Below are 17,130 nucleotides of genomic sequence, written 5' to 3'. Positions count from 1 at the left end.
ACATTAGCAGCAATTGTACTCCTGTTGCTCGGGACTGGAATTTGTGGTTATCGCCTACGATTATGCCGAACGTATAAAGGAAGAGCCTATTGGCGATGCTCCCAAGGTGGCTACCGAAGCCTAGCTGACCTCGTCATTAGGAAAAATTGCCACCCCTGCAAAAAGCTTCGTCGCAGCGATGGGAAACGAACCTCGCTCTGCATATAATGAGGTCATATGACGGTGCGTTTGCATACGTGCAACGCACTCCCATCGAACCGAAAAGGAGCTCTGCATGGATCCCAACAAGCGTCCCGACGATATGGTGCGTATCACCACTCCCGAACTTGCCCAGGTGTTCATCGAAGAGCAGGTCGCTGCAATCCGCGAGCAGATTGGCGACAAGAAGGTCCTGCTGGCTCTTTCCGGCGGCGTCGACAGTTCTGTAGTTGCGGCCCTGCTCATCAAAGCTATCGGCAAGCAGCTCATCTGCGTGCACGTGAACCACGGCCTGATGCGCAAGGGCGAGAGCGAACAGGTCGTCGACGTCTTCAAGAACCAGATGGATGCGAACCTGGTCTATGTCGACGCTACTGATCGCTTCCTGGATAAGCTCGTGGACGTCGAGGAGCCCGAGGCCAAGCGCAAGATTATCGGCGCCGAGTTCATTCGCGTGTTCGAGGAGGAGGCCCGCAAGGTTGGCGACGAGGTCAGTTTCCTCGCCCAGGGCACCATCTATCCCGACATTCTGGAGTCGCAGGACGGCGTGAAGGCTCACCACAACGTTGGCGGCCTGCCCGAGGACCTACAGTTTGAGCTCTGCGAGCCCGTTAAGCTGCTGTACAAGGACGAGGTGCGCGTCGTGGGCCGCGAGCTCGGCCTGCCCGAGAACATGGTTGAGCGTCAGCCGTTCCCCGGTCCTGGCCTGGGCGTCCGCTGCCTTGGCGCCATCACCCGCGACCGTCTCGAGGCGCTGCGCGAGGCCGATGCCATCGTGCGCGAAGAGATCGACAAGGCCGGCCTGACCATCTGGCAGTACTTTGCCGTAGTGCCCGATTTCCGCGCTACCGGTGTGCGCGAGGGCAAGCGCGCCTACGACTGGCCCTGCATTATTCGCTGCATCAACACCGTCGACGTCATGACCGCCGAGGTGCCCGAGCTCGACTGGGCGCTGCTCAAGCGCATTACCGCTCGAGTGACCGCCGAGGTCCCCGGTATTTGCCGCGTTTGCTACGACCTCACGCCGAAGCCCGTCGGCACGGTCGAGTGGGAGTAAGCTAACTCACCTAGCCCCCGTTTCCGCTTGGAAGCGGGGGCTTTTTGCTGGCGCTTCGCCCAATTTCGCGCATCTTGGGCCTCACGTATCCTGCGAACTAACAGATGTGACAAAGGGGCAGTTCCTTTGTCGCATCTTCGATGTTATGCGCGGGAAGAGTCACGAGCATGGTCGTTCCGCGCTCCGAGCTCTCTTCGACCTCGATGGAGCCGCCGTGGAGCGCGGCAATCTCCCAGACCAGCGCAAGCCCCAGCCCCACGCCGCCGTATGCCCTGCTGCGCGATTTGTCGACGCGAAAGAAGGGCTGAAAGATGCTCGTCTGGTATTGCTCGGGAATGCCCGGCCCCTGGTCGCGCACGCGTAGCAGCACGCGGTCGCCTTCGGCGCAGGCGTTGATTTGCGCGGTCGAGTTGGGCGCGCTATAGCGTATGGCGTTTTCGGTCAAGTTGAACAGCAACCGATAGATTAGCGTGTCGCTGCCGATCATTTGCGCGTCGCCCTCACTTGTAAGCGTGATGTCTTTTTGCTCGGCAAGGGGCGCCAGGTCCGTGAGCACTTCTTCGATCATCGGCGCTAGGTCAATCACATCGTTGCAAGGGACACTGCGCAGCTCGCTCATCTCGAGCAGGGTCTTTGTCATGTGCGTCATTCGCTCGGTCTGCTCCTGCAGCAGCCCGAGCAGGCTCGCTGTATCGGCGTCGACGTCGGGGTGCTCGGCGCAAAACAGCTCGACCTGGGCCTGCATGAGCGCAAGTGGCGTGCGCAGCTCGTGCGCCGCATTGCCCGTAAACTGTCTTTGTGCGGAAAATCCCTCGTCAAGGCGGGCAATCATGTCGTTAAACGACGCGCTGCAGCGCCTGAGTTCAGAGGGCACGTCCTCGCTGATTTTTGTGTCGGCGAGGTTGTCGGGCCGCACGCTCTCGACTTGCGTCGCAAAGAAGCGCAACGGCCGCAGCGCATGTCCGCTTACAAAGTAGGCCAGCACGCCGCCGAGCAGCGTCACCGCCGCAGTTATATACCAGCTCGTCGCGCCAAACGATTCTTGGGCGTCGTTCACGACGATGGTCAGCGCGTCGTCGAGCTCTTTGTTTGTCGGGTCAAATGAGCTGGGCGAGGCCGCCTCCACCTTGCTGTGCGCCGATAGTTCATTGCCGATCGAGTCCATGTAGCGCATGCCGGAGTAGCCAACCAGGCAATTCATAAGTACGCAGGTTGAACATATCAGCAGTGCCGTCATCAACGTGATGCGCCACTGCAGCGACAGCCGCTTCATTTGCCGTCCTCCATAACGTAGCCTTCGCCGATTCGGTTGCGGATGGGGTCGTGCCCCAACGCGCCGCGCAGCTTTTTGCGCAGCGACGAGATGTGCACGCGGGTCGCGTTGCTAAAGCTGTTGACGCTGCTGTCCCATACATGCTCGATAAGCTCTTCCTGGCTCACCGGCCGCCCCTGGTTAAGCATCAGGTATTCCAAGATGCCGGTCTCCTTGCGCGTGAGGCATAGGGTCTCGCCGCCCACGGAGGCGACGCGCGCCTTGGTGTCAAAGTTCAGCGATCCGCAGGTCAGGACAACGTCGCTTTGCGTAAAGCGTCTGAGCGTGAGGCTACGGATACGTGCTGCCAGCTCGTCAAGATGGAACGGCTTGGTGAGGTAGTCGTTGGCGCCCGCATCGAGCCCTGCTACCTTGTCGGTGACCTCGCCGCGTGCCGAGAGCACGAGCACCTTGGTCTCGCAATCGGTAATTCTGAGTTGCCTGAGCACGGTCATGCCGTCGACATGGGGGAGATTGAGGTCGAGCACGACAAGATCAAAGGTCTCGATATCGAGCAGGTCGAGGGCCTGCTGCCCGTCGTAGCAGCAGTCGACGCTATAGGCCAAGTTGCGCAGGCTGCGTGCGATCGCATCGCACAGCGCCCGCTCGTCCTCGACGACCAAGATGCGCATAACGTTCTCCTTGCATAGTCATTCACGCTTAACACGGATTTTATAGTCGGTATGGTCCAATGGGTCGCGAAACGAAAGGAGTGGTCAGATTGTTCAAAGCGATTAAGCCTGTGGCGCAGGTGGCTTTGCTGATCGTTGGGGTAGCCATGGTGTGCTTTGGCGTTATGCGCGGCGAGGCAGATGCCGTGCTGGCCAAGGCAATCAGGCTTTGCTTGGAGTGTATCGGAATTGGATAAAAGAAAAAACACTGCATCGCATCTTTTGGCGAGATTTCGCGGATTGATTCAGGCGGCGGCGACGCTTGCGACCAATATTCACCTGCCTAACTTTGCCAAGGGCGGTATCTACCAGGGAGCGGGCAAAGCCGTCTGCGTGCCGGGCCTCAACTGCTACTCGTGTCCGGCGGCCTCGGGTGCGTGCCCCATCGGGTCGTTTCAGTCGGTGGTGGGCTCGTCTAAGTTTAGCTTTTCGTATTACGTCACCGGAACGCTCATTCTGATCGGCGTACTGCTGGGACGTTTTGTATGCGGCTTTTTGTGCCCGTTTGGATGGCTACAAGAGCTTTTGCATAAGATTCCCAGCAAAAAGCTCTCCACGAAAAAGCTCAAGCCGCTCACGTACATCAAGTATGCCGTGCTGCTGTTTGCCGTGGTGCTGCTGCCCGTCTTGGTGGTTAACGATGTTGGTATGGGCGACCCGTTCTTTTGCAAGTACATCTGCCCGCAAGGTGTGCTCGAGGGCGCGATTCCGCTGTCCATCATGAACGTGGGAATCCGCTCCACGCTGGGAAAGCTCTTTTCCTGGAAGCTCGCGATCCTCATTGTGGTTGCGGTGCTGAGCGTGCTGTTCTACCGCCCCTTCTGCAAATGGATTTGCCCCCTCGGTGCGTTTTATGCGCTCATGAACAAGGTGTCTTTGCTGGGGATTCGGGTCGATCATTGTAAATGCGTCTCGTGCGGCAAGTGCGCCAGGGTGTGCCAGATGGACGTGGACGTTACGCGTACGCCCGACCATGCCGAGTGCATTCGTTGCGGCAAATGCGTGGGCGCGTGCCCCGTCGATGCTATTAGCTTTCGCTATGGGCTGGGTGTGACGGGCGACAAACCCGCGCAGTCCACGCAAGCCTGCGAAAACAAATAGGTACCTATATAAGTTTCGATATAAACGGAGGAACCATGAAACTGTCAAAAATTGCGGCTCTGTTGATGCTGCCCGTGCTGGCGCTGACTCTCGCGGCGTGCTCTGCCCCCAAGGGCGACGCGAAGGATGCTACGAGCGGCGATGCGCAGATTGCCGAGCTCATAGCGCAAAAGCCGTCAAGTGCCGAGGAGGCGGCCGAGCTGTATCAGCAGCTGCTGCAAAAGGAAAACGAGATCTTTGCGAGCGATAACGCCCTATGGGAAAAGGTGTTCCTTGCGGCCAACAAAGACACCCCCATGATTGAGGACGGCAAGAACTACGGTGACTTCTTGCTCGATACCATCGAGGGCGCCAAGGATCAGTTTGCGGCTGACGAGCTTAAGACGCTTAAGGCCGGCGCGCAGCAGGTCAAGGAGATCGAGGACAAGCTCATGGCGCTGGAGAAGGAGTTCCCCGGATGCGGCAGCACGCCCGGCGAGGGGGAGAGCGTTGATGCCTCGACCGCGGGTATGACCAACGGCGAGAGCGGGGAGACGAAGTTCCCCAGCTTTAAGGGCAAGGACTTGGACGGCAACGATGTAAACAGCGACGAGCTGTTCTCCAAGAACAAGGTCACCGTCATGAACTTCTGGTTTACCACCTGCAAGCCGTGCGTGGGAGAGCTGGGCGATCTGGAGAAGCTCAACAAGGAGCTTGCCGAGAAGGGCGGCCAGGTCGTGGGCGTTAATTCCTTTACGCTCGATGGCAACAAAGACGCGGTGGCCGATGCCAAGGACGTGCTTTCCAAGAAGGGCGTGACGTATAAGAACATCTGGTTTAAGTCGGACAGCGAGGCCGGAAAGTTCACCTCCAACCTGTACTCGTTCCCGACCACCTACGTGATCGACCAGAACGGTAACATTGTGGGAGAGCCGATCATGGGCGGCATCAACTCCGCTGAGCAGCGCGAGGCGCTCAACAAACTGATCGATCAGGCACTCGCGAAGAGCGAACAGTAAGTCCGTGGGACAGACAACTGAAGGGGAGTCGCTGGAAACAGCGACTCTTTTTTCTGCTTCGGGGTAGCATCATGGGTATACGTCGAAAGGGCACGCAGCTTTTCGTGCATTGCCTGAGCGGTGCGCGAGGCAACCAAGCTGTGAGTTTTCTTAAGCGTTCTGGGTATGGCAGTGTCAAGAATATCGGCGGCATAAGCGGCTACACGGGAAAGGTGGTGCGTTAGCTATGAAGGTGGTTATCGTTGGAGGCGTCGCGGGCGGAGCATCGGCGGCCGCACGTTTGCGCAGACTCGACGAGCAGGCCCAAATTGTCATCTTTGAGCGCACGGGTTTTGTATCGTATGCCAACTGTGGGCTTCCGTACTACATTGGCGGCGTGATAGAAGAAGAGAGCGCATTGACGCTGCAGTCTCCCAAGGGCTTTTGGGATCGCTTTCGCATTGCGGTCAAGACGAGTCACGAGGTGTTTGCCATCCATCCCGATTCGCATACGGTCGAGGTTCGCAATATGCTGACGGGCGAGGAATTTGTCGAGACGTATGACAAGCTCATCCTGTCGCCGGGTGCAAAGCCGATTCGCCCTGCGTTGCCGGGCATCGACTCGGATAAAATCTTTAGCCTACGCACCGTTGAGGACACGCTGCGTATTCACAGCTATGTTCGAGAGCGGCGACCGAGCAGTGCCGTCGTGATCGGCGGCGGCTTCATTGGCGTCGAGACGGCGGAGAATCTGTGCGAGCTGGGGCTCCAGGTGACCCTTCTGCAGCGTCCCGTCCAGCTTATGAACAACCTGGATTACGACATGGCGACCCTTTTGCATACCGAGGTGCGTGAGCACGGTATCGATCTGCGCCTCAAGGCCGATGTGACAGGTTTTGAGGAAGTTGATGGCCGCGTTGTCACCCATGTTGCGGGCGATGACCCTATCGGAGCCGATATGGTGCTGCTTGCCATTGGCGTGGCACCTGAGAGCCATCTGGCGCAAGAGGCGGGGCTCGAACTGGGCATCAAGGGGGCTATTGTGGTCAACGACCGCATGGAGACCTCTGCTGCCGACGTGTATGCCGTGGGCGATGCCGTGCAGGTCACGCATCAGGTGACCGGCGAGGACGCGGTCATTTCGCTCGCCGGCCCCGCCAACAAGCAGGGGCGTGTCGTCGCCGATGTCATAGCCGGCATGGACAGCTGCTACCTCGGATCGTTGGGCTCATCGGTTATCAAGGTATTCGACTTGACGGCGGCAAGCACGGGACTATCCGAAAAGGCAGCACACGCGGCGGGAATTGACTGCGACAGCGTGGTCCTGTCGCCCGGTTCGCATGCGGGTTATTATCCGGGTGCAACGCCCATGACCATGAAGGTTGTCTTCGAGAAGCAGGGATTGCGCCTGCTGGGTGCGCAAATCGTGGGCATCGATGGTGTGGACAAGCGTATCGACGTTCTGGCGACTGCCATCCAGGCAGGCATGCGCGGCGATAGGCTTAAGGATTTGGACCTAGCATACGCGCCGCCGTATTCATCGGCGAAGGATCCCGTCAATATGGCGGGCTTTATGATCGAGAACCTCAATCGCGGCATACTGGCGCAGTGGCATTGGGAGGATGAGCCCAACTTGCCACGCGATGGCAGCGTGCAGCTGCTCGATGTTCGTACGGAAGGGGAGTATGAGCGCGGGCATATCGATGGTTTCGTAAACATTCCCGTCGATGATCTGCGCAATCGCCTGGGCGAGCTCGACCGGGCCAAGCCGGTTTACGTGATTTGCCAGAGCGGCATTCGCAGCTACATTGCTTGCCGCATTTTGGCGCAGCATGGCTTTGAGTGCTTTAACTTCTCGGGCGGCTATCGCTTCTTTGCAGCCGTGACTGAGGCTCGCCGCGGCAGCGCTAACGTTATGCCGTGCGGGCTCGAAAAGTAGCGCGCATTGGAATGTGACAAAGTGACAGCCTCTTTGTCGCATCGGGGATGTTATATGCGGGATGGTGCGCCATGCGGCGTGCTGTCCCGTTCGTTTTTTGGCGCGGTTCGTTACATTCCTCACTGGTATCGGCCAAAAATGAGGATAGAGTAGGACAAACGCGCCGAACGTGAACGGCGGGGGAGCGGGCGAGCGCGCCCGCGCGAGAGAGGTTGCCGTCCATGCTGGATCTCAGAGTTATTTGCAAAAGGTACGTTACGCAGTCGTTTACGCAGGTAGCGCTCGACAGCGTAAGCCTGTCTTTTCGCGATAACGAGTTCGTAGCCGTTCTGGGTCCCTCGGGTTCGGGTAAAACTACGATGCTCAACGTCATCGGTGGACTCGATCATTTCGATTCGGGCGATCTGCTGATCGACGGCATCTCGACCAAGGACTTCAACGACCGCGATTGGGATGCCTATCGCAATAATCGCATCGGCTTTGTGTTCCAGAGCTATAACCTCATTCCGCATCAGAGCATTTTGGAAAACGTGGAGTTGGCGCTTACGCTCACGGGCGTGGGGCATGCCGAGCGCCGCCAACGTGCACGCAAGGCGCTCGAGGCAGTCGGTCTGGGCGAGCACGTTGACAAGCGCCCGAGCCAGCTTTCGGGCGGGCAGATGCAGCGCGTGGCCATTGCCCGCGCCCTGATCAATGACCCCGAGATTGTGCTGGCAGACGAGCCGACCGGCGCCTTGGATTCAACGACGTCCGTCCAGGTCATGGATTTGCTCAAGGACGTTGCGCGCGACCGTCTGGTCATCATGGTCACGCACAATCCCGAGCTGGCGTACAAGTACGCCACGCGCATTGTCAACCTGGCGGACGGCAAGGTCACCGACGATTCAGATCCCTTTGATGCTGCCGAGGCCGCGCGTCGCGAGGCCAAGCCCACGCGCAAAACCTCGATGAGCTTTGTGACAGCGCTGGGGCTTTCGGCGCGAAACCTTTTGACCAAGAAGGGCCGTACGGCTATGACGGCCTTTGCTGGTTCGATCGGCATCATCGGTATCGCGGCGATTCTGGCGCTCTCCAACGGCGTAAACGGCTACATCAAAAAGGTCGAGGAGGACACGCTCTCGAGCTACCCGCTTACGATTTCCAAACAAGATTACGACCTGTCGTCCATGATGGGCGGGCATGGGGCCACGGATGACGATACGTCCAAGAACGAGGGTTCGTCTGACGACGGCACCGACGGCAAGGCTCAGGGGACCGATAAGATCCCTGTGGTCACGGCCGTAAAGGATATGTTCGCAAGCGTTAAGTCCAACGACATGACGAGCTTTAAGGCATGGCTCGATGCCGGTGGCGACGGCATCGATAAAGAGGTCAACGCCATTCAGTACGGCTACGGTGTATCGCCGGTTGTCTATCGTGCCGGCAAGGGCGATGAGAAGCCTGTCCGGCTGGTGCCCAACGCTATGACCGAGGCCATGAGCGGAGGCGCGAGCTCGGCGGCAACGGTGAGCATGGATTCCATGGGGACCTCGGTCTTTAACGAGATGATCAACGACCAGAGTCTGCTCGACAGCCAGTACGATGTCGTTGCCGGCCATTGGCCTACGTCTGCCAACGAGGCCGTGATGGTGCTTTCGAGCCGCGGAACAGTGGGCGACTACACGCTCTACAGTATCGGCGCGCTGGATATCGATGAGCTCAACGACCTGGTTAACAGTGCCATGACGGCCGACGGCAAGGTCAAGACGCCCAAGACCGGCAGCGACTTTACCTACGACGATGCACTGTCCACGACGTTTAAGGTGTTGTCGCCGGCCGATGCCTATCGCAAAAACGAAGAGACCGGCATGTGGACTGACATGTCTGGCGACGCCGACTTTATGAAAGCCAAGGTTGCCGACGGTATTGACGTGCGCATTGTGGGCGTGGTGCGACCCAGCGAGACGGCAAACGCGAGCGCATTGTCCCCGGGCATTGCCTATACGCGTGCGCTGACTCGCCAGCTTATGGAGCGTGCTGCCGATTCGCAAATCGTGCAGGAGCAGCTTGCCCACCCCGAGACGGATGTCTTTACGGGCAAAACCTTCGACGAGCTGCAGGGCGAAGCCAAGCAGGGCGTGGATTTGAGCAGCATGTTCAGCGTGGACGAGGCGGCGCTCAAGAGCGCGTTCTCTCTCGATTCGTCTGCGCTCTCGGGTGCGGCCGGCGGTATGGACCTTTCTGGTATCGACTTGTCCGGGCTGAACATTGACCTTTCGGGCGTTGGTAAGGACATCGACTTCAGCGACATCATGGCCAAAGCGCCAACCCCAGATTTCTCGGGCATCTTTGACGGTCTGGAGCTCACGCCCGAGCAAATGCAGCAGGTGGGAACGCTTGCCAACCAGCTGTTTGAGGGCTTTTTGCGGTCTGATCAGTTTAAGGCGCTGTCACCCGAAGACCTTAAAGACGCGTCAAAGCTCGCTGCCGCATTCTCGGCATATCTTGAGAATGATGCCGCAGCCCAGCAAATTTTGGCACAGCTCAAAGCGCTTGGCGGCGATGCCCTGGCCGAGCGTCTGCAGCAGGTGATGGGCGACTATGTGCAAAAGCAGCTGGCTCCGTATTTGCAGCAGGCTATGGATCAGGTGATGAAGGCGGTCAGCGAGCAGATTGCCACGACGGTATCAGCTCAGCTCAAGGCGGGCGCGGCAGGGCTTATGGACCAGATGGCGACGCAGATGTCTTCGAGTTTTGCCAACCTGGCGAGCGCCATGCGCGTGGATGCGAACGCCTTTGCTCGTGCCATCCACTTCAACATGGACGCCGAGGACCTGAGCTCGCTCATGATGAGCTATGCCAAGGCGTCAAAGCTCACCTACGACAACAATCTGACCACGTTGGGCTATGCGGACGAGGCAGACCCCATCTCGGTCAAGATTTTCCCGCGCGACTTTGAGGCCAAGGAGCGCGTGCTCGATCACATCGACGCGTGCAACAAGCAGGTCAAAGCCGCTGGCCACGATGAGCAGGCAATCTCGTACACCGACTACATGGGCATCATCATGGGTTCGGTAACCGACATCGTGAACACCATCAGCTTGGTGCTCATCGCATTTGTGAGCATCAGCTTGGTCGTCAGCTCCATCATGATCGGCATCATCACCTACATCAGCGTGCTGGAGCGTAAAAAGGAGATTGGCATCCTGCGCGCGATCGGCGCGTCGAAGCGCAATGTGGCCAACGTGTTTAACGCCGAGACTTTCATCGAAGGCCTCATTGCTGGCGTCTTCGCCATCGTCGTCGTGGTGCTCGTGAGTTTTCCGGTCAATGCCTGGGCGCTTGCGGTCAAACAGGTCCCCAATCTGATGAGCCTGCCCGTGCAGGATGCGCTGGTGCTCATCGCGATTTCGGTGTTGCTGACGGTTGTCGCTGGCCTGCTGCCGGCCCGCAGCGCATCCAAAAAAGACCCCGTAGAAGCCCTACGCTCCGAATAATGTGACAAAGGGACAGCCCCTTTGTCACATTGGATGAAAAGGCGCGGGAAGGGGGGTGGCCCTTCCCGCGCCTTTTAGTTTGTTTTGCCCATCAACGTGATACGGATGCTTGGATGGGTGTACTCGTCAAACTCGTCCTCGGGATCCGTATCAAACGAGTAATACACCTTGATGGGGTCGTCACTCGTCCTGATAGAGATTCTCTCGTAGAGTGAGCCGTTCAAAAATGCCTGCCTAAACTCTTCGGGGAGTTTCTGCGGTGCCAAGAGCTCGGGGCTCACCGTCTTGACGTCTACGGTTTGGACGGCAGAGAACAGCTCGTCAAGGTCGCGCTCGATGCGGGCGAGGTTGTCCTCAAGGCTCGCGCTGGGGTCGACCTCTGCCGCGTAGCTCACTTCCTTGAGTGTCCCCTTGTTGTCAAAGTCCAGATAGGTATAGGCCTTCTGGGTACCTGAGTCGCCTTCGTGCAGATAGCCGCGGACGTGATAGCCGTAATCTTGATATCGCTCGTAGGGGTCATCGGCGGACACGTACTCGCATGCGGGCTCTAATGCCTTGCGAGCGATGGCGATCTGCTCGGCCGCGGCCGCTGCGTTCTGTTGCATCTCGATGTTTCCCTGCGCCAGCTGCGGGATATAGGCACCGCACACGATCGCGAGGGGCAGCGCCACAAGCGCGACGATCCACTTTTTTGCACGGGGGACGGGCACGCCACAGGCCTCTGCCATTGCCTTTGCGTTGGCAAAGCTTTCGGCAAGCACGTCTGCCGCGGTGGCGACGGCGCCTACGGCAGCGGCGACTTCTGCCGCGCCGCCCAGGTTGCGTGCGGTCTCGTTGTCGCTGTTCTTGAGCAGGCGCGCGGCGGCCTGCGTACCGATAACACCTGCGATTTGTGCCGAGCGGTCTTTCTCAGCCTGCTCGACGACGAGTCGGTGCTGCATTTCTTTCCACTGCTTGCCGCGCATGCCAAAGCGCGGCGCGAGCGCGCAGTAGCAGAAGATGGCGAGCTCGACGGCGGTGAGCGCCAAGGCGGTCATCATGCCCGTCTCCTGGAAGCTTTCATGATGGAAGACGATATCGTCAATCATTTCGAAGGGAATAATCAAAAAAGGCAGCACAAACGCCATGGCAAGCGCTGCGCCGGCAATCTTGGGATAGATGCAGTATCGCTGGATACGCTTGCGTTCTTGTTCGGAAAGTGTTGCCATGGCTGATCCTTGGTGTCGTAACGGTCGTTGCGGCGCATGGGGCGCGGGGCGCATCAGTTTGAGCTAGCGCTGGATAAGAACATAGAGCAAGATGCTCATCGCGATGAGCAAGAAGCCTGCGATGTTAAACATCAGTGTGGCAAAGTTGCCCACGATGGGGCGTTCGACATAGCTTTTGTCTGGGTTGCTGGGGTTGTAGTACACGGTCATTTGGCTACCGAGGGGCCAAAGCTGCTCCGCGAGGGTGCCTAGGCGGGCGATGGGGCCTGTCTGCACGTGCAGCCAGCCCTTGGCGTCTTCGTGGGCGGTGGCTTGCGTGCGGATGGGGGGTCCCGACAAGCTTTTGGTCTTTATGCCACGGAATTGTTTTTTCGCGCGGTATTGCGTGCCGTCGACGGTGTATTCCAAAACGGGATACATCCTGCCTTCGCCCATAAAGCGATGGTCGATGACCGTTCCCATGGTCACGGCGGTACAGGCCTTGGCTTTCTTGCGAGCGACGGCTTTCATGAGCGCGCTCACTCCGATAAGCAGGATGCCGATGCCCCCAACCAAGATGAGCGCGAGCAGGGATATCTGCGAGGTGGTCACGGCGTTCTCCTTTGGCGCGATACCGTCATATGTGACCCAGTATAGAGAACCCCCGCCCTCGGTGGGCGTATTATGTGACAAAGGGACAGTCCCTTTGTCACATTGATTTGAGAATGGATGTTGATGTATTTATCGCTGGCTCCTATGGAGGGGATTACCGGGCATGTGTTCCGTCGCGTGCATGCGGAGTGCTTCGGCGCGCTCGATTGTTATTACACGCCGTTTTTGCCGCCGCCGCGGGTGGGCAATCGCTTTGGCGGCAAGGCGTTTAAAGAGGTCGATCCTGCCAACAACCAGGGACTTAACGTGGTGCCCCAGCTGATGTCCAAGAATGCGGACGAGTTTGTGTGGGCGGCGCAGGTGCTTGCCGATATGGGTTACCGCGAGGTCAACCTCAACCTTGGCTGCCCTTCGGGTACGGTGGTCGCGAAGGGCAAGGGTTCGGGCTTTCTGCGCAATTTGGATGAGCTCGAGGTGTTCTTGAGCGACGTGTGCGAACGCTCGCCCTTGCCGGTGTCGGTCAAGACCAGACTGGGGCTCGAATGCGATGACGAGTACGAGCGCGTGCTCGACCTCTATTGCCGAATGCCGCTGGCGGAGTTGATCGTGCATCCGCGCGTGCAAAAGGACCGTTATACGGGCTCACCGCGCAAAGAGTTTTACGGCGAGACGCTGGAACGGGCGCCGTTCCCCGTGGCCTATAACGGCGACATCTTTGATCTTGAGGACATGGATGCGCTGGTGAAGGCCTATCCCGGAACACGCCACGTAATGTTGGGGCGCGGCTTGCTTGCGAATCCCGCGCTGGCTCGCATGGTTAAGGGCGACCCTGCCGCTACCGCCGCTGAGCTGCAACGCTTCCATGACATGCTGTTTGCGGCCTATGCGGACGAGATTGGGGGCAACGCGGTCTTTCGCATGAAGGAGTGGTGGTTCTACGCCAAATGCGCCTTCGCCGATCCCGCGACCGTTCACAAACTCGTACGCAAGACCAAAAAGGTCGATGAATACCGTGCCGCTGTCGACCGTGTCTTTCGCGAGCAGCAGCTTGCGCCCATCGCCCGCTTTTGTGGCTAAATGATCCCTTGGGGACGGAGAAGAACGGATCGCCTGTGCCGGACCCATGCAAAAAACTGTACGCCAGCATCCAAGGATGTCGAAAAATATCGTTTTTGGATGCTGACGTACATGTTTGGTTCGGCAGGGGACTAGGCAATCATTGCATCGAGTGTAATGAGTTCCCTGAGTCGCTCCGTGCGCGTTTGCCCATGGCGCTTTGCCTTTGCGTCAAATGCTTCAAGAACCGATTCGCCCACACGTGCCGATAAAACAACGCTTGGTTCATCGGAAATCGGCGGCCTTCCCAACTTGACGGTGTGGCCCTTCGGCCACTCATCTTTTTCGTATGCCGCTGCGGCTTTTTCTAGCTCACCGGGAGCAAACCCCATCATCTTTTCGAGCTGTTTAGCGTCCATAGCGCCTCCTATCGATCGATTCCGATTTCCCTGAGCACCTTGCGCGTAGGAGGGACAAGGGCGTGGTAAATGATGTAACCATCCCGATCGGGGCAACATCGAGCAATGAGCTCCATGAGGCGGCTTCTTCCATCAAGTCCAACGAGAACGTAATCGATGCCTCAATTTTCAAGATCACGCCTGAACCATGCAAAAGCGGAGTTCCAGGCGCATATAATATCCGTCTCTGTCAGCCCGTGTTTGAGGGCATGGGGGTGGATTGCGATGAGCTCCATATGGACCTCTCTTTATGTATACAGTTTTGTAGACAAAAATACAAGCAGTTAATTAGGTTAAGCAGCCTGTTTTGGTTGGACTGTTCGTTGCAAAGTTGGCACCGGAGGCTCTAGCGTTTTTTCGCTCTTTAGCTCGGTGTATGAGCGTCCGTTGAACTCCCAGAGGGGAGTGTTTTCATAGACTATTGCGAGGAGCTTGGAGACCTTGTTTATCTCCGCTTGTTTGTAAAAATCGGGTCGTACGACGATCAATAAAAATTCGGCATCTTCGGTTGTTTGTTGTGCTGTCGGCATGCCGTTGAGACCAATAGAACGCAAGAGCTTTGCCATGATGAAATCGAACTCGTCCTCTCTTGCGTGAAGGCTTGCGGCACCCAGCTTGGAATCATTCAAGATATACAATTTGAGATTATTAACAGATTGTGTGTAGCTGGCATATCCACAGACGATGTCCTCATAGTCTAGTTTTTCGATTGGATGCTGCTTATGGCCAGTGAATATGGCCGCCCTCCTGCTCTGAACACGTCGCTCGCGTAACGAGCGCATTTCCTGGGTGTACTCGCTATGGCGTTCGTATCTTCGATAGGAATATCCGTAGTCGTCGTAGTAATAAGGGTTATTTTCGACCGTGTCGTCTAGTTCCGGCGCTATGAGGTACAGCTCTCCGTCCTTGGAAAGTATGCAGGGGTTGTCGATGCGCCCCGACTCCTCTTTGATTTTCCAAATAGTTTCATTTACTTCGAATATCGAGACTGGTTCGGGAGCGCAAGAATTGTAAAGCTCAACAAACTTCTCGAGCGAAATGATTCCGCAGGCATCTGTATAAGCGCGGGCAAAGCGCCAAACTTCCTGGTTCGCTGTGAGCTCGCGGAATTCTCTGTTGCTTGGAGCATCTTGTGGATTCTGGTATCTGGCGTGAAGCGCGATGTGCGATGAGGGCCACCTGTTGTCGGCCGCGACGTTCATGAGCTCAAGACGCAGGTACTCGTTTGTGACGCGAGCGAGTGCCTCATAGTGGGCTAGGTCAAGCTCTGATCGAAAAGGTGCGTATTTGGGAACGGCGCGAGCGAACTTAATGCAGCGTGCGAGATAGGATTGTCCTAGGCGGGGGCCATAGTGCTTGTGTAGATGGCCGCCGACGGGGGAGAGCAGTCCTTTGAGATTAGTAATGGGGTATCGGCAGTCTCTTGTTCGAGGCGGCGCCCAATGAGCAACGCCCCCTCTAACGAAGTCTCATGATCGAGTCTCTTTTGATTGAGACTCTTGGCTTCAACGATCTTGCTGATATCTGAGCAGGCGCTTGATACGGTGTCGGACGTAAAGGTTGGAATCTTTTTTGCCATAACGATGCACTCCTGTGTGGCTCACGGATAACGGAAACGTTTGGTTGTGAGTGTCGTTCTTTGACGGCGACGACGAACAGGAGCGCAGCCTGTCTGAGATGGACGAGTGCGGTAACCACCGATCTTACTTACCGGGCTCGCTCCAGCGTGTCATTGGGGACCTCCGCGGGAACTCTCGACCATTCTCATGCCTTGAGGCGAGTATAGCATAAAAAGCAAACGTATGTTCTATTAAATCGATACTAGTCGTTGGGGACGTTCTTTAACGACTAGTCATTTAAGAACGTCCATTACAGTCGAAATTGTCAGCCCGGGACCGTCTCGGGCTACGATTGAGGCGCGCCCAGAACGGGCCGCCGACCGGGCGCCCGCGCACGGCCGAACGTCCCTGCCCCCGAGAGGGCCCGTTGGGTGCTGCCGGCGCGGGACGCGCCGCCCCCGACGGCTGATAGGAAAGTGCCGGGCAGGTGCCGCGGCTGGTAATGTGAGTGCCGAGGGGGAGGCCATCCGGTCGAACGACTACCGGAAGGATACCACCGTGAAAGCGCCATCCACCAGGCCCGCGGCCGTGCTCGGCCTGGACGTCGGCAAGTCATCGCACTGGGCCTGCCTGGTCGACCGCGACGGGGAGGTGCTGGCCAGCGCCCCCGTCCGCAACAGGGAGGCCGAGCTCGACGCGCTGTTCGCCTCCGCGCCCGCCGGCACGCTCGTCGTCGTCGACCAGTTCCGCAACATAGGGTCCCTCGCCGTGAGGCGGGCCCGCGCCGCGGGGCTCGGGGTCGCCCACCTGCCCGGGCTCGCCGCCAGCCGCGCCGCCGGCCTGTTCGCCGGCGAGGCCAAGACCGACGAGCGCGACGCCGCGGTGATCGCGCGGACCGCCCTGGGCGTGCCGGACTCCCTGTCGGGGGTCCCGGGCCGCGGCGAGGCCCTCGAGGCCGCCCGCGCCCTCTCCTCCCAGCGCGACCACGTCGTGGCCTGCGCGACCAGGGACAAGAACCGCCTGCGCGCGGTGCTGCTCGAGTCCTGCCCGGCCCTCGAGGCCGCGGTCGACCTGTCGGACCGCCGGTGGCTGGAGCTGCTCGCCGGGTTCGGCGGGGCGTGGGGGATCGCCCGCTCGGGGGCCGAGGGGCCGCAGGCCGAGGCCGCCGGGGAGGCCGCGGCCGCCTCGACCGCGCCGCCGCCGGCGCTCGTCGAGGCCGAGAACAGGCAGGTCAGGTTCCTTGCCGCCCGGATATCGGAGGCCCTCGACGAGGCCGGGGCCCTCGAGGCCGAGACGGCGGGGCTGCTCGAGGGCGACGAGACCTACGCGTGCCTGCTCACCGTGCCCGGCATCGGGCCGAGGACGGCGGCGCAGCTCGCGGTATCGGTCGACATCGCGAGGTTCCCGGACCACGACCACCTGGCCTCGTACTGCGGCATAGCCCCGAGGGTGAGGAGCTCCGGCACGTCGGTGAGGTGTTAGCGCTACTGTAAAAACAACCATTTTGACCAACGCTCAATAACCAAT

Annotated in this window: 15 protein-coding genes; 8 read left to right on the top strand and 7 right to left on the bottom strand. The window is 58.7% G+C overall.

Going from position 1 to position 17,130, the window contains the following annotated elements; all coding sequences use genetic code 11:
• Window positions 1–274: 274 nt before the first annotated feature.
• Complete coding sequence (gene guaA / locus DWX63_RS07810; RefSeq protein WP_117843328.1) at window positions 275–1,255, top strand: glutamine-hydrolyzing GMP synthase; 981 nt, start codon at window positions 275–277, stop codon at window positions 1,253–1,255.
• A 97-nt stretch (window positions 1,256–1,352) separates the two neighbouring features.
• Here the strand turns inward: guaA and DWX63_RS07805 are convergent, their stop codons facing one another.
• Window positions 1,353–2,528, bottom strand: a complete 1,176-nt coding sequence (locus DWX63_RS07805) for a cell wall metabolism sensor histidine kinase WalK (RefSeq protein ID WP_117843327.1) — start codon at window positions 2,526–2,528, stop codon at window positions 1,353–1,355.
• Window positions 2,525–3,199, bottom strand: a complete 675-nt coding sequence (locus tag DWX63_RS07800; protein WP_117843326.1) for a response regulator transcription factor — start codon at window positions 3,197–3,199, stop codon at window positions 2,525–2,527. The genes DWX63_RS07805 and DWX63_RS07800 overlap by 4 nt, the downstream gene beginning before the upstream one ends.
• An 89-nt stretch (window positions 3,200–3,288) precedes the next feature.
• Between DWX63_RS07800 and DWX63_RS07795 the strand changes: the two genes are divergently transcribed.
• The 5 genes from DWX63_RS07795 (at window position 3,289) to DWX63_RS07775 (ending at window position 10,731) form a co-directional block, all read left to right on the top strand.
• The gene (locus tag DWX63_RS07795) at window positions 3,289–3,435 is read left to right on the top strand and encodes a CD1871A family CXXC motif-containing protein (protein ID WP_197032205.1); all 147 of its coding nucleotides are present in this window, start codon (window positions 3,289–3,291) and stop codon (window positions 3,433–3,435) included.
• Window positions 3,380–4,339, top strand: a complete 960-nt coding sequence (locus tag DWX63_RS07790) for a 4Fe-4S binding protein (protein ID WP_117843325.1) — start codon at window positions 3,380–3,382, stop codon at window positions 4,337–4,339. The genes DWX63_RS07795 and DWX63_RS07790 overlap by 56 nt, the downstream gene beginning before the upstream one ends.
• A gap of 35 nt (window positions 4,340–4,374) precedes the next feature.
• Window positions 4,375–5,337, top strand: a complete 963-nt coding sequence (locus DWX63_RS07785) for a redoxin domain-containing protein (protein ID WP_117799872.1) — start codon at window positions 4,375–4,377, stop codon at window positions 5,335–5,337.
• A 226-nt stretch (window positions 5,338–5,563) separates the two neighbouring features.
• A complete protein-coding gene (locus DWX63_RS07780) occupies window positions 5,564–7,255 on the top strand; it encodes an FAD-dependent oxidoreductase (protein ID WP_117743321.1) in 1,692 nt (563 codons plus the stop codon).
• 221 nt (window positions 7,256–7,476) lie between these two features.
• Window positions 7,477–10,731, top strand: coding sequence for an ABC transporter ATP-binding protein/permease (locus DWX63_RS07775; protein ID WP_117843324.1), 3,255 nt, complete (start codon window positions 7,477–7,479; stop codon window positions 10,729–10,731).
• A 74-nt stretch (window positions 10,732–10,805) separates the two neighbouring features.
• On the opposite strand, the gene DWX63_RS07770 is transcribed toward DWX63_RS07775, so the two are convergent.
• The gene (locus DWX63_RS07770; RefSeq protein ID WP_117843323.1) at window positions 10,806–11,939 is read right to left on the bottom strand and encodes a hypothetical protein; all 1,134 of its coding nucleotides are present in this window, start codon (window positions 11,937–11,939) and stop codon (window positions 10,806–10,808) included.
• Window positions 11,940–12,002: 63 nt separating this feature from the next.
• Window positions 12,003–12,530, bottom strand: a complete 528-nt coding sequence (locus tag DWX63_RS07765; protein ID WP_117843322.1) for a DUF3592 domain-containing protein — start codon at window positions 12,528–12,530, stop codon at window positions 12,003–12,005.
• Between the two features lie 144 nt (window positions 12,531–12,674).
• Between DWX63_RS07765 and DWX63_RS07760 the strand changes: the two genes are divergently transcribed.
• On the top strand, window positions 12,675–13,607 hold the full coding sequence (locus DWX63_RS07760) for a tRNA-dihydrouridine synthase (RefSeq protein WP_233514511.1): 933 nt from the start codon (window positions 12,675–12,677) through the stop codon (window positions 13,605–13,607).
• Window positions 13,608–13,738: 131 nt separating this feature from the next.
• On the opposite strand, the gene DWX63_RS07755 is transcribed toward DWX63_RS07760, so the two are convergent.
• The 3 genes from DWX63_RS07755 to DWX63_RS07745 all read right to left on the bottom strand — a co-directional run bounded on the left by DWX63_RS07755 (window position 13,739) and on the right by DWX63_RS07745 (window position 15,623).
• Window positions 13,739–14,005, bottom strand: coding sequence for a ribbon-helix-helix protein, CopG family (locus tag DWX63_RS07755; protein WP_055252530.1), 267 nt, complete (start codon window positions 14,003–14,005; stop codon window positions 13,739–13,741).
• A 332-nt stretch (window positions 14,006–14,337) separates the two neighbouring features.
• Window positions 14,338–15,246, bottom strand: a complete 909-nt coding sequence (locus tag DWX63_RS07750; RefSeq protein WP_117843321.1) for a hypothetical protein — start codon at window positions 15,244–15,246, stop codon at window positions 14,338–14,340.
• Between the two features lie 134 nt (window positions 15,247–15,380).
• Window positions 15,381–15,623 (bottom strand): hypothetical protein, encoded by a 243-nt coding sequence (locus DWX63_RS07745; RefSeq protein WP_117843320.1) that lies wholly within the window; start codon window positions 15,621–15,623, stop codon window positions 15,381–15,383.
• A gap of 484 nt (window positions 15,624–16,107) precedes the next feature.
• On the opposite strand from DWX63_RS07745, the gene DWX63_RS07740 reads away from it, so the two are divergent.
• A complete protein-coding gene (locus tag DWX63_RS07740; protein ID WP_158559651.1) occupies window positions 16,108–17,085 on the top strand; it encodes an IS110 family transposase in 978 nt (325 codons plus the stop codon).
• Window positions 17,086–17,130 lie beyond the last annotated feature (45 nt).

The organism is Collinsella sp. AF20-14LB (assembly GCF_003459505.1).
In the GTDB taxonomy this organism is placed as follows: domain Bacteria; phylum Actinomycetota; class Coriobacteriia; order Coriobacteriales; family Coriobacteriaceae; genus Collinsella.
The sequence above is the reverse complement of the archived record's forward strand: the minus strand, read 5'-3'. Positions and strand labels throughout refer to the sequence as shown.

Excerpts from the sequence above, each read along its gene's own strand:
- guaA (WP_117843328.1), top strand. The coding sequence starts at position 275 with ATGGATCCCAACAAGCGTCCCGACGATATGGTGCGTATCACCACTCCC.
- DWX63_RS07805 (WP_117843327.1), bottom strand. The coding sequence starts at position 2,528 with ATGAAGCGGCTGTCGCTGCAGTGGCGCATCACGTTGATGACGGCACTG.
- DWX63_RS07800 (WP_117843326.1), bottom strand. The coding sequence starts at position 3,199 with ATGCGCATCTTGGTCGTCGAGGACGAGCGGGCGCTGTGCGATGCGATC.
- DWX63_RS07790 (WP_117843325.1), top strand. The coding sequence starts at position 3,380 with ATGCCGTGCTGGCCAAGGCAATCAGGCTTTGCTTGGAGTGTATCGGAA.
- DWX63_RS07785 (WP_117799872.1), top strand. The coding sequence starts at position 4,375 with ATGAAACTGTCAAAAATTGCGGCTCTGTTGATGCTGCCCGTGCTGGCG.
- DWX63_RS07780 (WP_117743321.1), top strand. The coding sequence starts at position 5,564 with ATGAAGGTGGTTATCGTTGGAGGCGTCGCGGGCGGAGCATCGGCGGCC.
- DWX63_RS07775 (WP_117843324.1), top strand. The coding sequence starts at position 7,477 with ATGCTGGATCTCAGAGTTATTTGCAAAAGGTACGTTACGCAGTCGTTT.
- DWX63_RS07770 (WP_117843323.1), bottom strand. The coding sequence starts at position 11,939 with ATGGCAACACTTTCCGAACAAGAACGCAAGCGTATCCAGCGATACTGC.
- DWX63_RS07760 (WP_233514511.1), top strand. The coding sequence starts at position 12,675 with ATGGAGGGGATTACCGGGCATGTGTTCCGTCGCGTGCATGCGGAGTGC.
- DWX63_RS07755 (WP_055252530.1), bottom strand. The coding sequence starts at position 14,005 with ATGGACGCTAAACAGCTCGAAAAGATGATGGGGTTTGCTCCCGGTGAG.
- DWX63_RS07750 (WP_117843321.1), bottom strand. The coding sequence starts at position 15,246 with ATGAACGTCGCGGCCGACAACAGGTGGCCCTCATCGCACATCGCGCTT.
- DWX63_RS07745 (WP_117843320.1), bottom strand. The coding sequence starts at position 15,623 with ATGGCAAAAAAGATTCCAACCTTTACGTCCGACACCGTATCAAGCGCC.